Origin of the sequence: Lentisphaera marina (assembly GCF_028745505.1) — a bacterium.
In the GTDB taxonomy this organism is placed as follows: domain Bacteria; phylum Verrucomicrobiota; class Lentisphaeria; order Lentisphaerales; family Lentisphaeraceae; genus Lentisphaera; species Lentisphaera marina.
Map to the genome: position 1 here is coordinate 1647998 of NZ_JAQZZL010000001.1, position 19987 is coordinate 1667984.

At 41.2% G+C, this 19987-nt stretch carries 15 protein-coding genes and 1 pseudogene; 3 read left to right on the forward strand and 13 right to left on the reverse strand.

Annotation, left to right across the window (positions count from 1 at the left end):
• Nucleotides 1-10: 10 nt before the first annotated feature.
• From PQO01_RS06810 to PQO01_RS06830, 5 genes are all read right to left on the reverse strand, one after another.
• Nucleotides 11-1519: an alpha/beta hydrolase-fold protein gene (locus tag PQO01_RS06810; RefSeq protein WP_274313279.1), complete on the reverse strand. Its 1509-nt coding sequence runs from the start codon at nt 1517-1519 to the stop codon at nt 11-13.
• Between the two features lie 149 nt (nt 1520-1668).
• Nucleotides 1669-5667: a LamG-like jellyroll fold domain-containing protein gene (locus PQO01_RS06815; RefSeq protein WP_274313280.1), complete on the reverse strand. Its 3999-nt coding sequence runs from the start codon at nt 5665-5667 to the stop codon at nt 1669-1671.
• Nucleotides 5668-5785: 118 nt separating this feature from the next.
• The gene (locus PQO01_RS06820) at nt 5786-6439 is read right to left on the reverse strand and encodes a prepilin-type N-terminal cleavage/methylation domain-containing protein (RefSeq protein WP_274313281.1); all 654 of its coding nucleotides are present in this window, start codon (nt 6437-6439) and stop codon (nt 5786-5788) included.
• A 58-nt stretch (nt 6440-6497) separates the two neighbouring features.
• Nucleotides 6498-7130 (reverse strand): LamG-like jellyroll fold domain-containing protein, encoded by a 633-nt coding sequence (locus PQO01_RS06825; protein ID WP_274313282.1) that lies wholly within the window; start codon nt 7128-7130, stop codon nt 6498-6500.
• 19 nt (nt 7131-7149) lie between these two features.
• Entirely contained in the window at nt 7150-8556 is a 1407-nt protein-coding gene (locus tag PQO01_RS06830) for an arylsulfatase (RefSeq protein WP_274313283.1), read from the reverse strand.
• Nucleotides 8557-8905: 349 nt separating this feature from the next.
• On the opposite strand from PQO01_RS06830, the gene PQO01_RS06835 reads away from it, so the two are divergent.
• Nucleotides 8906-9538, forward strand: a complete 633-nt coding sequence (locus PQO01_RS06835) for a ThuA domain-containing protein (protein WP_274313284.1) — start codon at nt 8906-8908, stop codon at nt 9536-9538.
• A gap of 33 nt (nt 9539-9571) precedes the next feature.
• On the opposite strand, the gene PQO01_RS06840 is transcribed toward PQO01_RS06835, so the two are convergent.
• The gene (locus PQO01_RS06840) at nt 9572-10393 is read right to left on the reverse strand and encodes a phytanoyl-CoA dioxygenase family protein (RefSeq protein WP_274313285.1); all 822 of its coding nucleotides are present in this window, start codon (nt 10391-10393) and stop codon (nt 9572-9574) included.
• On the reverse strand, nt 10386-10667 hold the full coding sequence (locus PQO01_RS06845; RefSeq protein WP_274313286.1) for a hypothetical protein: 282 nt from the start codon (nt 10665-10667) through the stop codon (nt 10386-10388). The genes PQO01_RS06840 and PQO01_RS06845 overlap by 8 nt, the downstream gene beginning before the upstream one ends.
• A gap of 106 nt (nt 10668-10773) precedes the next feature.
• Here PQO01_RS06845 and PQO01_RS06850 point away from each other — a divergent pair, with 106 nt between their 5' ends.
• On the forward strand, nt 10774-11529 hold the full coding sequence (locus tag PQO01_RS06850; RefSeq protein WP_274313287.1) for an AraC family transcriptional regulator: 756 nt from the start codon (nt 10774-10776) through the stop codon (nt 11527-11529).
• Nucleotides 11530-11847: 318 nt separating this feature from the next.
• Here the strand turns inward: PQO01_RS06850 and PQO01_RS06855 are convergent, their stop codons facing one another.
• The 6 genes and pseudogenes from PQO01_RS06855 to PQO01_RS06880 all read right to left on the reverse strand — a co-directional run.
• On the reverse strand, nt 11848-13131 hold the full coding sequence (locus PQO01_RS06855; protein ID WP_274313288.1) for an MFS transporter: 1284 nt from the start codon (nt 13129-13131) through the stop codon (nt 11848-11850).
• A 47-nt stretch (nt 13132-13178) separates the two neighbouring features.
• Nucleotides 13179-17888 (reverse strand): LamG-like jellyroll fold domain-containing protein, encoded by a 4710-nt coding sequence (locus tag PQO01_RS06860; protein WP_274313289.1) that lies wholly within the window; start codon nt 17886-17888, stop codon nt 13179-13181.
• A gap of 103 nt (nt 17889-17991) precedes the next feature.
• Nucleotides 17992-18282, reverse strand: coding sequence for a hypothetical protein (locus PQO01_RS06865; protein ID WP_274313290.1), 291 nt, complete (start codon nt 18280-18282; stop codon nt 17992-17994).
• A 168-nt stretch (nt 18283-18450) separates the two neighbouring features.
• Entirely contained in the window at nt 18451-18795 is a 345-nt protein-coding gene (locus PQO01_RS06870; protein WP_274313291.1) for a type II secretion system protein, read from the reverse strand.
• A gap of 75 nt (nt 18796-18870) precedes the next feature.
• A complete protein-coding gene (locus PQO01_RS06875; protein WP_274148629.1) occupies nt 18871-18999 on the reverse strand; it encodes a hypothetical protein in 129 nt (42 codons plus the stop codon).
• 63 nt (nt 19000-19062) lie between these two features.
• Nucleotides 19063-19518, reverse strand: a pseudogene (locus PQO01_RS06880) (acetylxylan esterase); the annotation flags it as partial.
• A 208-nt stretch (nt 19519-19726) separates the two neighbouring features.
• Between PQO01_RS06880 and PQO01_RS06885 the strand changes: the two are divergent.
• Nucleotides 19727-19936: a hypothetical protein gene (locus PQO01_RS06885; protein ID WP_274313292.1), complete on the forward strand. Its 210-nt coding sequence runs from the start codon at nt 19727-19729 to the stop codon at nt 19934-19936.
• Nucleotides 19937-19987 lie beyond the last annotated feature (51 nt).

Here is a 19987-nt window from a genome sequence, read left to right on the forward strand (position 1 = left end):
ATATTCATTCCTACTCATCGCTGAGTGGAGAAAGCCTAAGGCATATTTTATCTGTGGTGATTTTCACGTCAGGAATGGTCAATAGGCCACGGCTGTCAGACAAAATTATACCCCTATGATGAAGCTTGTCCCCATATTTTAGTTGATATTCATACTTCTTTGTTGGATCGATTTTGAATTTTTGTAATCGACGAAAAGTTATTGATGTTCTTGTAGAGGACTTGAAGTTCTTATCCATAAAATCGGACTTAGCTTGTTCAATCCAGAGTTGCATAGAAAATTCTTCTAATGTGTCTACTCTATTTTTCCAGCGAAAATAGGCGTTCATCTGCCCGGGCGCATCGCGATTTTTGACCTTAGGACTAATCCATGGAGGAGGATCATTCGTGTCGACTTCAGTAAAGACAGGGTAAGCTTCATTTTTATGAATTTCCATCCACGGAAATGCAAGTGCAGCCGCCAATTGGGGACGTTTATATGCTAATATGGTAGGCTCTGATTTATGACCTGTTTTCCCCCATCCTGCAAGCACAGGGAACTTGGCGGCATCTGTTGCGTGTAAAAATGCGGCTTGAGTTTGTGACCAAGCATCGGTGGTACCAGAGAAAGTTAAAATATACGGTGGATCAGCAAGTCTGTATTTGCCGACCTCCTTCTTCCATTCTTCAAAAAGTGGTGCTAATTCAGCATCAAATCCAGCAGGAGAGCTAGTTGCTTTTGTTCCTTTACCTGCATCATCAGCTAGTACTTCAGCCTTTGTCTTTTTAATTTTCAGCTTGGGAGATTTGGGCGCATCGGGAAGTCCAAGGGAACGTATAAAGTATTCGGTGCCCGCTGGAACAAAGGCAGCAATCGCTGCAAATACATCGCCGTTTGGACCTCCAATTCCAAGTGTACCACAACCTCCCATGGAAGAACCTGTTAGATAGATACGATTTTCATCAATGGGAAACATTTTCGTCACCCATTTTACAGAATCAAGTATACGAAGACTTGTGGGATTATTGTTTTTACCTTTTTGAGGTTTCTGACCTGAGTATCGCGCCCACCCCCACCATTCACCAATTCCACAGTTGAGGTAAAGACCAAAGCAATCGTCTGGAGGGGAAAAAACTCGAGTAATGGGGTTCAAGTTTTCTCCATACTTTTTGTTTATTTTTACCTTATCAATAAAATGATTTTTTAGAAATTGACATCCCGAACCACCTGCTCCGTGAAGGATAACAAGCAAAGGTGCTTTGTTTCCGCTTGTAGGGGGTGATTTTGGCTCAACAAGAAAAAAAGAGGAGGAGTTTTGGGTTTTGTTTGCTGCTCCTAACTCCTGATCTGCTTTAGGTACAGCTGCGAGAAATTTCAAAGATTTGAGTTCGGGGAAGTTTTGATACCCCCATTCTTGACGCTCACCATGCTTGAAGCGTACTATTTTTCGACCATCACGAGTCTGGCTTACCGTACTCTGGGAATCCAATATAGGTGGCCAACTGAGAGCATCATCGCATTGTGCTATTCTAGTCAACATAATGACTGCTATGATTAGACTTATACTTACTCTATAACTCGATTCGAGTTTATAATGTTTCATGTTATATATCTTTTAATATAATTATTTATTTGATATCATTCAGAATTCATCAAGTACATTGTAACAATACTTTTTCATTTCGTCAGTTATTTCCTCTTGATGGTCATTTGTTGTTTGATGTTCAGTTCATCATGCTGATCTCCAATGGTGATGGTGAAGTTGCCATCCGAACCGTGGAAGTACGGTGTAGGATCACCTTTTTTTCTGGGGTAGATGAGCGCCTTAAACTCAGCTCGGTCGCTTACAGCGGTATAGGTCAGATTCAGCATGTCCGTAAGATCGCCCTTTTTACTACTGTGCACCGGGGTGATTCCCCAGCTACCATTGCTACCCAAGATCTGGATCATCAATTCATTGCTTGTGTCTTTGGGATTACTTATGATCGCGCTATTCCCCTTAAAGACCCAGCTTTTAGCAGCCATAATGTCTTCAGCCAAGGGAGCATTCCATACGTAGCTGCGCTGCTTGCTGTCTTTCTTTATGTCGTCGACGATCAGTACGTAGGGGTATTTCCCCCGAGCAAGAACTGCGGTACGATGCGCATGTTCAAAAGGCACGGTGCTCTGAACGCTATCGAGTTCGATATCCTTAAGATTTTCGAGGTTGATCGGCTGTCTTACCCTGTAGTTAGACAGGGGAGATGGAATAGCCTTCACCGGAAGATCCATCCATGGTCGCTTGTTGTTTTTATGAAGCTTTGTGTGATTGAGCGAAGGCCAGTTATTATCAATTTGGCGATAGCAGGCGGTGAGGTCGGAACTAAGAATATCGAAGGTGGCGCCCTTGTGCTCGGACGCTCCACTGTAGAATAATAATTTTGCCGCAGACGTATCGCCAGCCTTGCCATCGACGGTGATGACCGAGTTCTTGGCCGGAATGCTGCCATGGCCGTCGTTGTGATCATAAGTGCGACCAATAACCCATTGTCGACCCAAGGCATTGATGGCAAACATTCCACGAATCGCTTGAGAGTGGCCAACTCTTTGGTTGCGCGGGACAAAAAATAGCTGCAGGGCATCACGGCTCCAATCGCTGTAGCTGGTCATTTGGCCACGGAAATCAGAAAAATAACCAAGTGGCAAATCCAGCTTCTTGATTACTTGCTGTCGATGGGCGGTAATATTGTCTGGTCCGGTCCAATCCTGAGGCATGGTCAAAGCAACGGCCCAAGATTCCTGAGCGTAGGTACGAGGGTTCAAGCGGCTTTTACCCGTATCGCCACCCTCATAACTATGCTTGAGATAATTCAGCATCGGATCATCGGGGTAGGCATAATGGATCACACGTAGTGAGCGATCGAGGCCACCATTAAGAAAACCACCATGATGACCGAATTCGTAGAGTCCCTTATTGGTCCAGGGAAAACCGTTATAAAACATAAACTTGGTGAACATGTTGTAATAGGCCTTGCTGGCCACAATTTTGCTCTCTAGTGGCAGAGAACGACTAACAACCGCCGACTGAGTCGCACCGAGATTGCTTTTACCCATGGGTTCGCTATGGGCTCCTGATTCGGGATCATTCATGTGAATAACTGAAAGGCTTTGGGCACGTTTAGCGGCGGCATGACTAACATAATCATAACCTTCTTCTCCAGAAATAGCCTCCAACGCCATATTCAAATCACCGGTCAGCCATGGTTCCCAGTTGGAAGTATGATTTGCAGGTGCCCCATACATTCCGATGGAAAATTTCTGGGCGGTGGCATCGGCGATCAATTTACGGATGAACCTTCGTTCATTAATCGTCATCCAGTTATATAAATAATCATAGATTAAGGGGGTTGCCCGGCGTCCTAGACTATCGTGATAGTACATTTGCCAACTATCGCTGACCTTCAAAACTGCATCAATCTTCTCGCGCTGAAGCTTGGCTGCGGTCATCATACTATCTATTATTTTACGGGCACCCTTGGAGTCGGCTGTCATCAGAACACGATAAGCAGCTAATATCTGGCCACCAGCTTGACTACTTGTATCAACTTTGATATGTGAACCTGGAACATCGATCCCCTTTTTGTTGGAGGGCTCTCTACGACTAGCGATGGGTTTGAGCTTAGATAGATCATCTCCGAAGGCGGTATTGGTAAATAGGTGAACAGTGGTGAAGTTGCTCACCCCCTCGCGCTGTAGACGGGCAGCCTTTCTCAGGCGAGGCAAGTCTTCCATGGTGAAAATAACTCTTGGGTGTGTGTAGGGTGGGGTTTTGCTTCCATCGAAACGTTCAGCAGCAAAACCATTAAGCTGCGTTTTCAAATCTTCCTCTGGGTAATAGCGCTTAATCACACCATTGCGGAAGGCAGCTTGTTGATAGGGATCCTGAGCCACACGCTTTGTGACGGTTGATGCATCACCATTGGCTTTGAATAGAGCCCAGGCTTCTTCATGATTCAAGGTTTTATTGTATATGGCTAAATCATCGATTATACAGCGGCTACCGAAGACTAGGCGTGGTGATCCGCTAGCTTTGATATTGACAGCTTCTCGTTCCCATACATGCTGCTCTCCGTCAATATACATTTTACGTATGCCTCCTTCAGCATTAAAACTGACGATGCAGTGAACCCAACGCTTGGCCAGATGAACCTTGCTTGAGCCTTGATGCCACTTGTAGAGTAGGTGAGAATGGATACCGTCACCTTTGCGGAATTTAACTTCCCAGTAATTTGCTTGTTCTCCCTTAGCTGCCACGAGGAAACCTTTTTTAGGAGCTAGGTCATGATACATCCAGAAAGAGACCGAAACATCGTCGATCATCTCGGGAAAGGTTCCCAAGTCTAGACTCGGTTTTTTTATGTGCCTTAAATCCAAAGCACTTCCGTGCCGACCCTCGGCAAAACGTACATTTGTGTTGAGTGTAAGCTTAGACCCTCTGGGGCCTGTAGCGTTCACTGATTGCCCCGCACCTTCATCGAATGACCAGTGGGCTATCAGAGGCATGGATTTTCCCGCTAGAGCCTCTGCTCGTTTGGGGTTTGGAGCTTCAAAGCCAAAAGACCGCAATTGTTCGTGATCATTGCGTTCATAGAGCTTGGAACGTTTGCTAGTCCTGTCGCGGATAAAAAAGGCCCCTTTAGCTATTGCGCTATCGCTACCTGCTGCATTACTTACCGTCAGCTGAAATTCATAATCACCGGCCTTATTGGCGCTGAATGTGGTGTCAGCCTGATGTACATTGGCGAAACGACCTTTCGCCCCCTTAGGCTGATTGAGTAATTCCCATTTGTAGTGGGTAGCACCGGCGTTCTGGCTCGAATGCATTTCTCGTCCCTGCATTTTTATTGTTGCCATGCCATCTTCTAGAAAAGTTGTGTAACCCATACCTGGATCTGCAATGGGAATAGATTTTTCTTTTTGATAAAAATCTTTCGATGCCAATTGATTGATTTCCTCAGTATCAAGTGCGCGTCCATAGATTCTGAATTCATCGAAGTCACCTTCCGAACGATGGTGTGGGCTGCCATTGCGACCTGAGAGTGATAATTTAAATTTTGTGGAAGGGTTCCAAGGACTAGAATGTTTTACAGTTTGTGATTTACCATTTAGATAAAAAGTCACTTGTTCAGTTTCATAAACTATTAGCAAATGATTCCATTGCATAGAACTCATTTTATCTTTAAAAAAGTAAAGAGTCTGCTGTTGACTATAAGTGTCTAAATTAATCCGAAATCTATGATTTTGTCCAAAAGATAAAATATTCTTCTTGGTGTCATCAGAACAATGAAAGCTAATCATATTATCAAAGCGAGTTTTATCATTCAAGGGCTTAAATAATAATGAAATAGTCCAATTATTAGGAAGAGAAAGAGTTTTTTGAGTAGATATAGTACCCCGTACACCTCGAGGTAAGTAAGCTGATCCTTTAAAAAATCCATCTACTGGTTTCCAGCGTAAGCCTCCATTGCTTCCTAATCGTTCCCAGCGAATGATTCCATTGTTACTATGCCCGGAGACATCGTATTCTATATCCCCATAGCTATGTGGATTATCGAAGCGCCATTGCAATACTGAGCTGCCTAAGTCTAGGGCCATCATCTCTAAACTACCGACAAAAATTATTAGTATTCTAAGCGTTGTGTTAAACATAATTTAGGCTTTAATAGAGAGTTTTTTCATTGGCGCTCTTAAAATGTTACTTTCTATTTTTATTATATTTTGTTAATGTTCTTTCCCTTAATTATTAAATCAGGGAATAGTTTAATCATTAATTACTATTGACAATGGCAGTGATATCTAAGCCATTATCCCCCCACGGGGCCTCAGTATTCGCCGTGCTAATACCAAGTAGATAGCTTATTGGTGCAACGTGTCCATCTAAGTACAGGACATTAGACTTATCCTCATGACGGGAATCAAAATTATCTGAATTAATCCCTGCATCTTGGTTATTTTGCTCACTGTAATGAAGAAAGCTAGAGGGGGAGCTGATCATTTGATATGAGATGCCTCTAAAACCGAGACTGTTACCACTGCCACCTCCGATCATATTATGTCCATAAACTAGATCTCCTCTGATGCCATTTGTCGTATCTGCGGTTCTAGCAACTGCTTCATGACAGGACGCATTGACTTGGAAATTATTTTGATCTTGGCGGAAGTAAGGGTAATATTCCTTGAATTCGCTATTTTTATACCACCAATTTCCATTGTTATCTCTATAAGGCACAGGGTAATTATCCCAATTATCTCCATAAATAAAATTAGCCATGCCAAGAGTTTTTAAATTGTTTTTACACAAGACGGTTTTAGCTGTTCGTCGAGCTTTCCCTAAGACAGGTAAGAGCATAGAAGCTAAAATACCTATAATTGCAATTGCAACTAAAACTTCAATCAGAGTGAATTTTTTTAACTTTATCATTGCTTACTATCCTGATTTTTGAGTTTAAGGTGAGTGTAGTTCAGTGAGTATTTTTACTTTAAATACTCTGTATGCCTGATTGTTTATTGATGACTTTGTCATAGATTTTTAGTTCATCTATAAGACCTTCATAATGCTGTTCAGTGACCGATTTATCGCCATCATAGTAAGCGGCTCCAATAAGAATGTCTTGATGGTTATATTGCTCTTTCTCGGGGCATGGAGCTGTATCAATTAAGACATTATCGATGTAGAGTTTAACTTCCTTCTTATCGCGTGTCACTAGTATGTGAATCCACTTTCTATTGTATTTTTGATCTTTGAGAGAGTGCATAATTCTATGGTGATTTCCCGCCCCGATACTTAAGGTGTACTCCTGTTTAAAACGGATAGAAATCCCCTTGTGGCTACCAATACTGATAAGGTTCTCGTACGATTTTTTAATATCTGATTTTTTGGGCTTGATAAAAAAAGACACAGAAACCCCTGAATGACCCTCCTTTTTGAAGGGATTAGTCAAATTAATCAGACTTGATGAACCATTGAAAGAGGCCGCTTTTCCCTCTTTGCCTCTTGTGAGTTCGATGTTTTTAAAAGTTTTCTTATTTAACTTATCAAAGTCTTCTTCGATAAGTGCTTTATCAGCTAAAAGGCTGATGTTAAAAAAGATAATTACGAATATGAATCTCATTGTATATCCTTGGTTTTAATTAGGGTGTGTAGTGACGTTTGGAAATTTTATTGATGAGTTTGTGCAGGGACTGAACCTTTTCGGGATGTTGAGTCGCCAGGTTTTTCATTTCCCCTTCATCTTTTTCTAAATTATAGAGTTCAAAGCGTTCAGCGGGACTTAAATCTTTTTTGCGATTGGCAATGAGCTTCCATTCTTTGACGCGAACGGATGACCAAGATTTCCAGGCATTAAATATATAAGGACGTTGCGCCTGCTGATGGCGGTTCCCCAAAAGGCTAGGAAGGTAGCTCACGCCGTCACTATGCTCAGGAGTTTTGATGCCCGCCACATCACATGCGGTGGCCATGAAGTCACAATAGGCACTTATATGATCCGTGACTTGACCTGCTTGAATAGTTTTAGGCCAGTAAGCAATAAAAGGTGTGCGGGTTCCTGCTTCATAAATACTGCGCTTATCACCTCGGAGTTTGCCAGAACTCTGAAAGAACTCCAGCGTTTGACCGCCTTCGGGAGAAGCTCCGTTATCGCTACCAAAGAGTACGAGGGTGTTTTCTTCTATTTTGAGTTTTTTGAGTAGATCGAGGATACGACCCACATCTCGATCCATGCGACTGATCATTCCGGCGTAGGCGGCGTGGGGGTATTTTTGTCCGCAGTAACCTTTGACGTACTGACTGCCATAGCCGGGGTCTTTTGAACCACCGCCACCGATGATTTTTGGAGTTTCAGGCCAATTGAGTTTTAGATAGGGTTCAACAGAATCATGGGGTACAGTGATCTCTGCATGGGGAATGGTGTAGGGCAGGTAGAGGAAAAAAGGAGTGTCTTTATTTTCTTCGATAAACCCTAATGCGTCTTTGGTAAATTCATCATGACTGTAAACCCCATGGTGTTTTTCTTTAATGTAGCCCTCATCTGTAAGTAAGTTCTTGTTGGTGGGGTAATGGACTTTTTCGCCATTACGCCACATGAATTCGGGATAATAAAAGTGTGCGAAGCCCTGATTATCGTAAGTGAAGACATGATCGAAACCATGTTCGCCTGGGCTATTGTCGTGGCCTGGACGGCCCATCATGCCCCATTTGCCGATCATCGCTGTTTTGTATCCGGCATTCTTAAGCAGCCCAGCAATTGTGATTGAAGGGATTTTATCACCCATGGGAAGATTGGCGATATGTTTTCCAGTCATGAGAACTTTGCGTGACATGGTACAGGTGGTGTAACCAGAGTAGTGATTAGTAAAGCGAATGCCAGCATCAGCCATTTTATCTAATTCAGGAGTTTGGATCTTTTCTTGACCATAAGAGCCGAGTTCACCATAACCGAGATCATCTGCTAAGATAAAAATGATGTTGGTTTTTGTATCTGAAGCTAAAGCGCTTAAAGAAATTAAAATCAAGAGATATTTTAAAATGGATAACATGAACTTAGTCCTTGGAGGCAGTTAGTATTATAATATGTATTATATATTGCAATTATTTTACTTTCAAGTAGGTTTTACGAAATAAATATTCAATTAATCTTGCAGGTGATAATTGTACGCCTTACGAGCAATATGGACTTAGTGAGTGATCGATCTCTTTTATAAATCAGTAATGATAAGGACTCGACTAGCCTACCTTTGACAGTTTCCTTATTTGCAAATCAGGATAAATACAGGAGATTTTGTATATTCATGAGAGACTTTTAAATCCTTTTTTGACTTTCTTGACATAAGAAGTTTCAAAAGTAAAAATGGATCCAGGTGAAAAAATAATGGAGATAAGAATTTCATGAAGAATGTACTCATTGTTTCAGGTGGTTGGTTGGGGCACAAGCCCTATGAATTTGCAGATTTTTTTGATCAGCTCTATAAAGAACAAGGTTTTGAAGTGATCCACAGTCATACCTTGGATAGTTTTAATGATTTGAATTTTTTAAAAAGTTTTGATATTCTTATGCCCAATTGGACCATGGGGGAAATAAGTGATGAGCAAGAGAATAATATTTCCGAGGCAATAAAATCTGGTGTTAATTTATTGGGTATCCACGGTGGTGCCGGCGATGCTTTCCGTTCCTGCTTAACTTATCAATGGATGCTTGGCGGTCAGTTTCTTGCTCATCCTTATGTAGGTGAATATGAAGTGCGGATTACGCAAAAAAATCACCCCATATGCCTTGGAATAAGCGCTAGTTTCACGGTGGATACAGAACAGTATTATATGCTTACAGAGCCTTCAATAGAAGTTTTGGCAGAAACAAGATATATCTACGAAGATCAGACAATGATTATGCCTGTCGCTTGGGTGAAAAACTGGGGGCAGGGCAAAGTATTTTACTCAACTTTGGGGCATGAACCGTCCGAATATGATAAGTACCCAGAAATGAAGCAATTATTGACCCAGGCCATTAGGTTTTTGACTTAGTCTTAAAGATAGCTCAAGAATTGAAATCAGAGCTTAGGTGACTTGTGATCGCTTGTAATAATGAGTGCTGTTTTCATTTCTCGTCATCCACATATCCAAATCGTAGTCAGGCTGATCACTTATATAGCGCCAAAACTTAATGCGATTGAAGAGCTCACGACGGTGACTTTGGCCATGCCATAGATAAGTTTGATTAAGAAGTTTGGATATTTCAGGATCATTAAGATCTGAAGTATCAAAAAGTCTTTGCTGTTTCTCCATGGGGTTAAGGCGCAATTTAAACATATAACGAATTTTATTTTCGCTGATATTTGGCTGAGCCGCATGCCAGAGGCCAGTATGCCAAACCAGAACGGTGCCGGCTTTGCAAACCATCTGCTGCATACCGCGAATATGCTGGTAGCGCCCGATGGTAGCTTCATTCACTTTTCTAAAATGGCTTGAAGGTAAAAAGCGCGTGCCTCCCATCTCCAAGCTGGTATCTTGAGGGTAAAGAGAGATTTGAATATCGAATTGATGATCTCTCCTGTCGTACTCAGCATCTTGGTGCAGGTGTTGCAGGCCTTTTCCGGGGTGAGTCTTATGGGGAAAGTGATGATCATAGCGAGGCTTTTTTCCTACGAGGCTATGAATGATTTTTATCATGTCAGGATGATGAATGATTTTTCCTATGGAACTTTTTTTATCCCAAACATCCCACAATAACTGACCCTGTGGCTGATACTGTTTTGACTCGGGGTTTTCCATATAGCTAAAAAATTCTTTACATAGATCTGTATCAATCATTTCATCAAAGCGTAAAAAGCCTTGCTTTGTGAATAATGCCATTTCTTTTGAATTGAGTAAATTATTCATGGGGTTTTTCCACAATTTTTTCTAAGACAAATTCAAATTCAAGATAATCAGTTTCAAGCTCATTGCCTTTTTGCCTTCCCAGTGACGGGAATTGGATGACTCGCCAGCCGTCGCGCATGGCATCTAGAACTGTGTCGTAGGGCATGGGCGTATCCACTTCATGAGGAGACATAACATCGGAACTGCCATCGTACATTGAATAGCCTATTGTGGAAGAATCGGGTGAGCTATTTGAACTGTAGAGTATGAGTAATTGCTGACGTAATTCGGACATGTTTTTTTCCTAGCTAGTTTTTATCTAAAAAGATTATATATTATAAAAATTGATATATAAAAGGTATTTAATTGATGAATTACTGTGATTTTTTGATATGATAGAAATGATTAATTATTCAGATAAGCTTCGTTTACAGCTTGATTTCATTAAATATTACAAGAGTTCTCAGTGGTCTTATCAAGGTATTAAACAAAGCTCAACGATCTTTTATTTAATACTCGATGGACAAGGGACAATTGACTTTTGTGGGCAAGAATTTGATTTGAATCCAGGCAATATGTATGTTCTACCAGCCGGCTTAGAAATGAATTTAAATACAGCTATGTATATAGAGAAAGTGTGGGGTTCCTTTCGCTTTATTATTCCGCCGGGTTTTGATCTTGTGCATAAGCTAGAAAAAGTCTATGAAATTAAAAAAGTTTTTGATCCAAAAGTTCTAAAAGACTGCGAATATAAAGCCGCTCATGCGCGATCTTGTCTGTGGCAGTTTATTCCTCATATACAAGACTTATTATGCGAGTATGACTTAAGTATACCTAGTCCAAGAGATCAAAAATTGATAAATTACATTAATAAAAATTTGGATGCCCAGTTACGCGTTCAGGATATAGCTCGACATGTGGGAATGAGTCATGAAGCACTATCGAGAGATTTTAAAAAGAAGTACAAGCTTAATCTCAAGCAATATATCAATCAGCGACTCAATCAGGAGATCTGTACCTTTATTAAAAATGAAAATCGTAAATATCACCACATAGCGAAAGAGTTTAACTTTGCGGACGAAGCTTATTTTTATCAGTTCTTCAAGCGCATGAATCAATGCACACCAACAGAGTACCTTGCTAATTATCCTTACTAAATGATTAGAACTGAATTGAATAAGTGAATGCAGTTCACGTATTCAGTTTCACAATTACCAGTTAACGATGTTGATAAGTTTTTGTGATAGTTCTTGGCTCGCTATGGTTAAGCCATAGTACTTTGATTAGCCTGGGATGAAATCCTAGGTCTATGATCGACAAAAAACAGCCCATGCCTTCTCATGGAAGGCACTAGTATTTTTTGTTATCTATGTACCCACATTTCATGTGGGCCTATTTAAAGTTCCATCGCTTTGCGATGGTGAACTCAAGTGTGCACCGTTAACTGGATAATCGTGTTCATTTTTTATTATTAACTAAGTCGTTAGAACCTTTGTATTGGGTGGCTGACGGAAGGCAAAAAAGCCATAAATACTGATGAGTAACATAAACCCAGCCATTATCGCGAGTAGAGCTTCGTAGTGATTGAATTCTAAATTCATCAATAAGTAAGTTCGGCCTTGGTATATCTCTAAAAACTTCATACAGAGAATGGAGCTGACGCTAGTGCCCAAGGCCATTTGCATGAAGCTCAGGGAGATGCCAAAGGATTTGTCTCTTTCGTCAACGACATGCATGGCCTCGCCACTGATGCCAATATGCATGGCAGATATCCAGGTATTAATTAAAAACGCAATCAGAGCCGTACTGAGCATGTAACTTACAGGGAAGTGACGGGTGAAAGTAAAGCAAATGAGGAAGAAGGTGATGACTAGGGTAGATATCTTAAAGAGGCGATCGTGAGAGTATTTATCGCTGATCCAACCCCCTAGCCAAAAGCCAGCAGTGGCGCCGGTCATATTGATATAAGAAATGGTGAGGACATTGCTTTCGCTAAAGTTTAAGGCACCAATTTGGTAGAGGTTGAGAGTGGTGGCTAGGCTTGATCCTAAGAAGGCAATGAGAAAACAAAAGATGCAAAAATAGATATACTTTTTATTATGGAGAAGGTGTTTGCAAGCATCGCTAAATTTATTAGCTTTTTCTCTACTGGTTTGGACTTCGGGAATACGCCCATAGAAAATGGCTCTTATTAAGCAGAAGATTGCCAAAATTATAATGATACTACGGTAAATATTGCTGTCATCTGAAAGAGAAAAAGCCCATGAAGAGAGCATCGTGGCAATAAGAGCAATGACTTGCCAAGATGTTCTTAAAACGGCGAGAAAGCGTCCGCGTTTCCCTTTTTCAATCAAGGGTTCCATGAGTGCGAACCAATTAGAAACGGTAAAGATATGGCCCAATTGATAGACGATTAAGCCAGTGCTTACGATAAGTAAAAAATTTTCCTTGAAATAGGAAGCAGACAAGATGATTAAATAGGCTATGGGGCAAAGAATATTGGTGAGATTTCCTAGTTTCTTTTTGCCAAATTTATCTGAAAGATTAGCCACTGGTAGGATGAGTAGGACCATCAAGATGTTGGGTAATACAGTGAGTGAAAGCATGACGTCAGAATCACTAAGTCCAAACTTTTTACAATAATTGAGCATGAATCCATTGATGAGAAACATCAGGGGAAGCATGCCCGTGCACTGACACCAGATAATATTTTTTCTGGCCGCAGTGTAATTAATTGAGCCCTTAAGTGATTTATTCATGCAGGCAAGAAACTTCGTCGTCCTTGTAATTCAAGGCCAGTATAATTTTATGGTTTATCAATATTATAAACTTTTTTAATCTCTTCGGCATTGAGAGCTCGATCAAAAAGGCGGACTTCATCTACTGCCGTCGGCTTATTATTACAGTGCATAAATTTACCGCCTTGGAAAAAACCGTTGCCCTTACGACTGGAGTAATTTAGTACCTGCTTTTGAGCAATTTTTTCTCCATTAAAATAGATAGTTACATTTTTACCATAAGTGGCGGCAATATGAAACCATTTATCTGCAGTAATCTTCTTTTTATCAAGGCTCACATCAACATTGCCAATATTTCTATTCCAATTGGCAATGAAACGATTAGCGCGGCAGCGAAGAGTCAGATTGCCATAGGCTTCTCCCCATAGAACAATATCCTGAGGCTTATCTTTATATTTGATCCAAGCTGAAATAGTGAATTCATCTTCACGCTGACGTAGACCGCTAAAGCTTATGAGGCCAGCCTCGCCATAAATACCAAGAGCTTTGCCTCTGATTCCATCATTGATAATTTGTCCACCGGATATCACTGTAGAAGCACCCTTGCTATCAAGAACTGGGCTTGATCCCAAATCTAATTTATCACAGGGCATATAAGCAATTAAACCTGCTGGTAAGTCTTTGTTTTTTCCGGCGGTTATTTTTGGGAGTTTGTAATGGGAATCATAGGCGAGGGCTACGGGAATTAAGGTTTGGAAGTCACTTTCACTCTCATGTTTCATTCTTATCAGGGATGAGCCCATGGCAATTTGGAAACGGAAAGCATGAAGACCTTTACTAAGAGCAATTTTGCCATTGACTTTTTCAGCATTCACTCGACGACGAACAATGACTTTGTTGGCAATGATAAGTTGAGAAGCATTTTCAATACCCTTAGCCAAATCAAATTCGTAAACGCCGTCTTTACCAATGCGAATGTAGCCTTCGTACTCTAGCAGTTTTCGTGGTGAGTTACTGCTTATCATTAGGTCCGCAATTTTTACTGAGTAGGGTTTTGCTGAACTCACATCGAAATACTCTAATGGTAAGCCGGAGGCAGCTATGAGTTTAGCTTCAGATCTACCTTGAGCTTGTTTAGCTTCATCAGTCAAGATGATGTCGAGACGATCATATCTTTTTTGAATGAGTCCGGGAAGAACCTGAAGCCTTTCTACGGCAATATTCTTTTGGCTAAATTTTGAAGGGCTCAAAGCCTCAAGTTTGTCGGCATTGCGACTGAGGGCTGAATCAGCAAGAGCTATATATTTACTAGATCCTGGCCTTTTAAAAGCTAGATTTATTTTATAGTCTTCTTCCATATCACCTTTCCAGAAAACTGGGTCACATACAGTAAGGTCAAACTTGTGCGTACCTTTAGAAAGCGCGATATCGCCATAGCGTTTTTTGTAGGAAAGTCCATATTGCTTATCAACAAGAATGAGGCTTTGGGCGGACACTTTAAAGTCAATGGGACCTGCTGATTCGAGCTCGAAAGAGTAAACACCGCTTTCAGGTACTTGGATGTATCCACTGAAATTGTAGAAAGCTTTAGTCATCCATTTGCTGTCTACCGTATTGTTCATTTTTGGGATGTAAAAACCTTTGACCGCATGGGTCATGAGCGCTGTGTATTGTTGAATGTTTGGAAGTGAATTTTTATCTCCCTGGAAAAAGCCTTTCTCATCAAACTTTGTGGTTTTTATCTCATAGCCTTTGAGTAAGAGTCCCTGTGATTGAGGTTTTGTCGCCAAAGCTTTTTTAGGCGCTTGTTTTTTAAAATCTATACTTACTGTTTCGCTCCAGTGTTCTTTGCCGTAGCGCCAGTCTGCCTGGTAGGTTTTTGCCTTCAGGGTACAGCTTTTATTGATAGCTAAAGTACCATCATAAATTGCGGACTGCGCATTTGGTTCACTACCGTCAAGGGTGTAATAGACTTGAGCTCCTGGTTTAATGTTTTTAAATTTAACTGGATAAGTATCGACCAAAATTTGCGGAGCGCGCCAATTTGGACGGTTTTGATCCACGGTGAATTTACTACTGGAGTCAAAGATCGGTTTTGGTGGACGTGCGTTGGAGTCAATAATAGATTTCCCATTGCGTTTCATTGAGTAAACTGTTCTTTCGCGATCAGTTTGGCTAAAGTCATATGTATCAATATTTTCGCCAATTTGGACTGTTAGGCGGGTCCTGTCATCAGACCACTCAGTTGTAGGCAGGTTCTCACCATATTTGTAGGGGTAAACCATAACGCGGTATTCCGGGCTTTTGCCAAAGGCGGGGACCGAAACCATGTTCCAGGAATATGAGCGCTGGACATTGGGTACCGGGAAAGCGTAATTGGTATTTCTCCACAGAATTCGGACAAGTAACATGGGGTCGCCTTTCTTGGGTTTAGGCTTCATTTCAATGTAGCGCAAGCCCCATGCGTTACCGCCATGTCTATTTATGTTTTTGTCAGCCATGCAAAAAATAAGATCTGTTCCAATTACACCATCGGTACTCTTGCTTGTGTGTCGACCTTTTGCTTTGGGATTTGAGCTATAAATAGCGGCATCACCAGTAATCATCATGCGCCAATCAAATTGGTGATTTTGGTCATCTGCTTTTCGTAAATCATCAAAAATAAGTAAGTAAGGTCTTTTACCACGTGCAAAGTGAGTTGTACGGAAGACGTGATCCATGGGATCATTCCATTTATAGTAGTACTCGGGGCCACGAGTTTCACCATGCCAAGGGCCGTAATCTAGGTGGGCAAAGCCATCGTAGTGTTCGCGGATTTTTGGCAGGTAGGCAAGCTCGGAAAAGCGATCCAGACTATAGGCTTCCTTGGCAAATGGCTGCATTTGAGAGGGCATGGATTCAAGGCCAGGGTGATCGAGGTAGCGCAGACCATTAAGACTTTTACGCCATTGATAAGCGGAAGTCATTTCAGATACAGAATTAGAGGCAATTTCGGTATTTTTTGCGGTCATCCAATCACCGGAGATAGGTGCGTAAACACCTGCGAGGCCATCTACCGTTACCATATTTCTAAAACTTGTGTCGATGTAGCCACCGCCATTGCTTACCCAAGGGATACCATCGGCCCAAACTTGAAAGTCGCCATGCTGAGGTGACTCATGTCCCATGTAATACTGATCAATTCTATTCTCTAGGTGAAAGAGCATGGAGTCCGCTGACCAGTCGTTGCGAGCAGAAGTGATGCCACGTTCATCATCAAACCAAAACTTTTCTACATCTTTAAACTCTTCCAAGTTGTCTAATTTATTATAATCAGTCATTTGTGTAGCCGTGAGCAAGTTTATAGCTTTAAGTGAAAACCAATTATGATGGATTTTTCCTGACCAATTATCTTTGGGAGTTCCCTCGAAATAGCTTAAACTTCCTGGAAGTTTAGCATTCCAGACAAAATCCACTAACTTGTCTTCTGGGTAAAAATGCTTCATTACTGACCAGAATTCAAGATGACCACCTGAGCCGGATGCGCCTGACGCCATCCAATAGCGTGCTTCATCTAAACCAGTGAGGATTTTATCAAGACTCTTGCCATCGGGGCGACGACGTGATTCGGTAGAAAAACGATAGTAGATTTTTCTAGCGTGTTGGAGGTTGGAATTGGCTCTTGCTAGAAGATGACTATGCTTGAGTAAATTTTCCGGATGATTGGGCCCCTGTCGTTTAGCAATGGCAAGAACGGGAAGCATCGGGATAAATCCTTTGGTGTTCTCATAGGTGATACCATCAGACGATAAGTCATAACTAAGTTTGTTTTTTAAACTCCATTCAGCCATTTTTGCGACGCGGGGGTCATAGCCCTTTTCGCCTTCAATAGCTAGGGCAAGGTAGATTTGGTTGGCGGCCCCAGACATGTGGTTATTGATGTACATTTGACCGGGAATTTGCATACCAGTGGTGTATTTACCAAGAGTGCATTTGGAGATCACGCGACGGACAACCGTGCGCTCTTGCTCGCTCATAAAAGGATAAGCATAGTCATATTCAAAGGCTAAAGATAAATGGGTTCCACTGAAGTCATATCCTTTTAAAGTAGCTCCATGTTTTTTATACAATTGTTCTACTCTTGTTTTACCTCCTTGATAATAGGCGTCGTGATAGCTTATTTGCCCAAAAACGACTTCTCTACGAAGGAAATCATAAGCCACATCTTTTATGGGGGCTGCAATAGGATCTGTGTTGAGAATGTCGACTCGACCCTCAAGATAGAGAGCGTGCTCAACAGTAGCTTTTGCGGCTTTTTCACCCAATTCCTGATCTTCAGTGATCAAAGCATATAAGCCCCAACCAGCGATTTTACTGTCTTCACCCCACGGGCTTGTTCTGTAATTGAAATTTGCCGGAACTTTCCACTTTTCTGCATCGCGACGCATCTGCTCCATTTGAAGTTTAAAAATACGTGGTGCCTTTGACCCCATTTTATGAATTTTTTTGAAGCGCTCGATATCCTCGGGACCAATAACTATTCTAGGGTGAATACCCACTTTGGGTACTGGAGTCAGCTTAGATACATCAAAACCTGGAGCTTTGTAATGCACAGGGACTTCAATGGGAGGAGGCAGGTCTTTAATTAATTCGCCATTGAGGATGTAATCACCAGGAGCACCGTAACTTCCCTTATAAAATTTTTCTTCACCCTTATGGACTTTTGAAATATCTTCAGCTTGGCTTGCGAAGGTCGCAAAATAAAGAGAAGCAAAAAAGGTTTTTCGTACTAAGTTCATGCAGAGTCCTTGTTAAAAGAGTTTTGATTTTAGTTAATAAATTTTTCTCAATATCTTATGTCACGATTTTAATTATTTTTCTGTGATCCGATTCTTTAAAGAATTAATAATTGGGATTCCAGTAAAACCTCGTGCCCGGTGGTTGAATACTTGATTGAAAAATGCCAAAATTCCCTACATTTTCATACCACTGACTAGTCGTATTGGTGACTTTGTATTCGTCATGAAACATCCAAGTATTGGTTTTGATAAAACTTGCTGAGCCATCAATATGTAGTGAATTTGCACCTTCATTTAGGTGATTGCCCATGCTGACTCCACGTCCATCGCTTGCATCGCCTATTTCTTCTGCGGTGGATTGAGTTGTACTCCAGTTTCTGACGTAATCATGCATGGCAATAGTTCCTGGATTTACATTGGTGATTTTCGTGTAGTAATTTTGTTTGAAGAGGCCGACGGAAACTCTGCCAGCATTAGCGCTAGTAGTCGGATTGTCCTCAAATCGAAAAGCATTTTCATGATAAGTTTTTAACGCTGTGATCTGTGTACCATCATCCAGTGTTCAAGAACCTACTGAATCAATGCCAAACTTTCCCTCGTAAACTCCTGGGCATTCATAGCCTTTATGACTAGTTCCCATATATACCGCTATTTCCTTTAAAAAAGTAGTACTTTGAGTGTTAGGAAGACTTACATTAGCACCTGTAAAATTTGATGGTAGATGGCTATTGTTGTCGCCTGAGTAGAGGTTAATGGCAATATGATGCTGCTTTAAAGTACTTAGGCATAAGACTCTTCTTGCTGATTCGCGCGATTTTTTAAGTGCAGGCATGAGTAAAGAAGCTAAGATGCCAATAATAGCAACGACAACAAGAACTTCGATCAGGCTAAATGTTTTATTTTTCATAAGTGCTCAATGTATTATAATATGTATTATATATATCACAATGTAAAAAATCAAGTTGCTATTTTTATTTTCTTCTTAAAGCTTTCTTTGGATTTCTTGAAAGCGTTGATAAACAATCTCCGGGAGTTCCCCGTTGGGCCTTGGACTGACATTGAGCAAGAGCTTGGCGCCACGATCACGTAGATATTTGTAAGTGTCCAACATCCATTCAACCGATTTATATCTTTTAAATAGCTCTAGACATCCATATTATTGCCATTTTATACTCTAATCATCAATATGACTTAAGATCAATTGGTGAACTTTATCGGCCCAGCCTGGAAGACGCTCGTGAGCAGAGTCTGGGTAATAAACGATGTCCTTTTCTGCAGTTATTTTATTGTAAGCAGCATGCTGACTGGAAGGGGGGCAGATTTGATCCATGAGACCACAGGCCATGAAGGTTTTTGCCTTGATGCGCTTGCTGATATTTTGGATATCAATATAGCCCAGTGTATTAAATACTTGTTCTTTTCTTTGATGGAGTGGATCGTGATAGCGAAAGTAATTACGCAGTTCTTCATAAGCATTTTGATCGAGGTCCATATCCCAAACGCGCTGATAATCACAAAGAAAAGGATAATGGGGCGCACAGAGTTTTATTTTCGGTTCTATAGCTGCGCAAGCGAGGGCTAAAGCACCGCCTTGTGATCCTCCGATGGCGGCCAAATGAGTTTCATCGACTTCGTCTGAGGCACAAGCGTTTTTCCTTAAATAAAGGAGCTAATTTAAAACTTATGGCTTATCACTCCGGTGATGAAAAATACATTTATGCTGAACAAGTGATCAGAGTCGCACTCCCAAAATAAATAAAGAAGGAAAAGAACAAAAGATACTTTTTGATGATATTCCCGATCAGCTTTACGGTGTCAAAGCGATTGACCTAAAGGCCGTGAGTGACTCGAATCTGGCCGTTCGCTTTTGTGTCATCGAAGGTCCAGCAATGATCAAGGGAGACAAACTCATCTTCACGAAAATCCCAGTGAAAGCTAAATGGCCAATTAAGATCACGGTGGCAGCCTATCAATGGGGTAGATCTAGCGAGCCGCAGTTTCAGAGGGCACCAAGTATAAAAAAATCATTTGTCATTAAGCAGCCTTAGAAATCATTGTTCTATTTCATAAGTTCCTTTTTAGAAAATTTAAAATTGGAT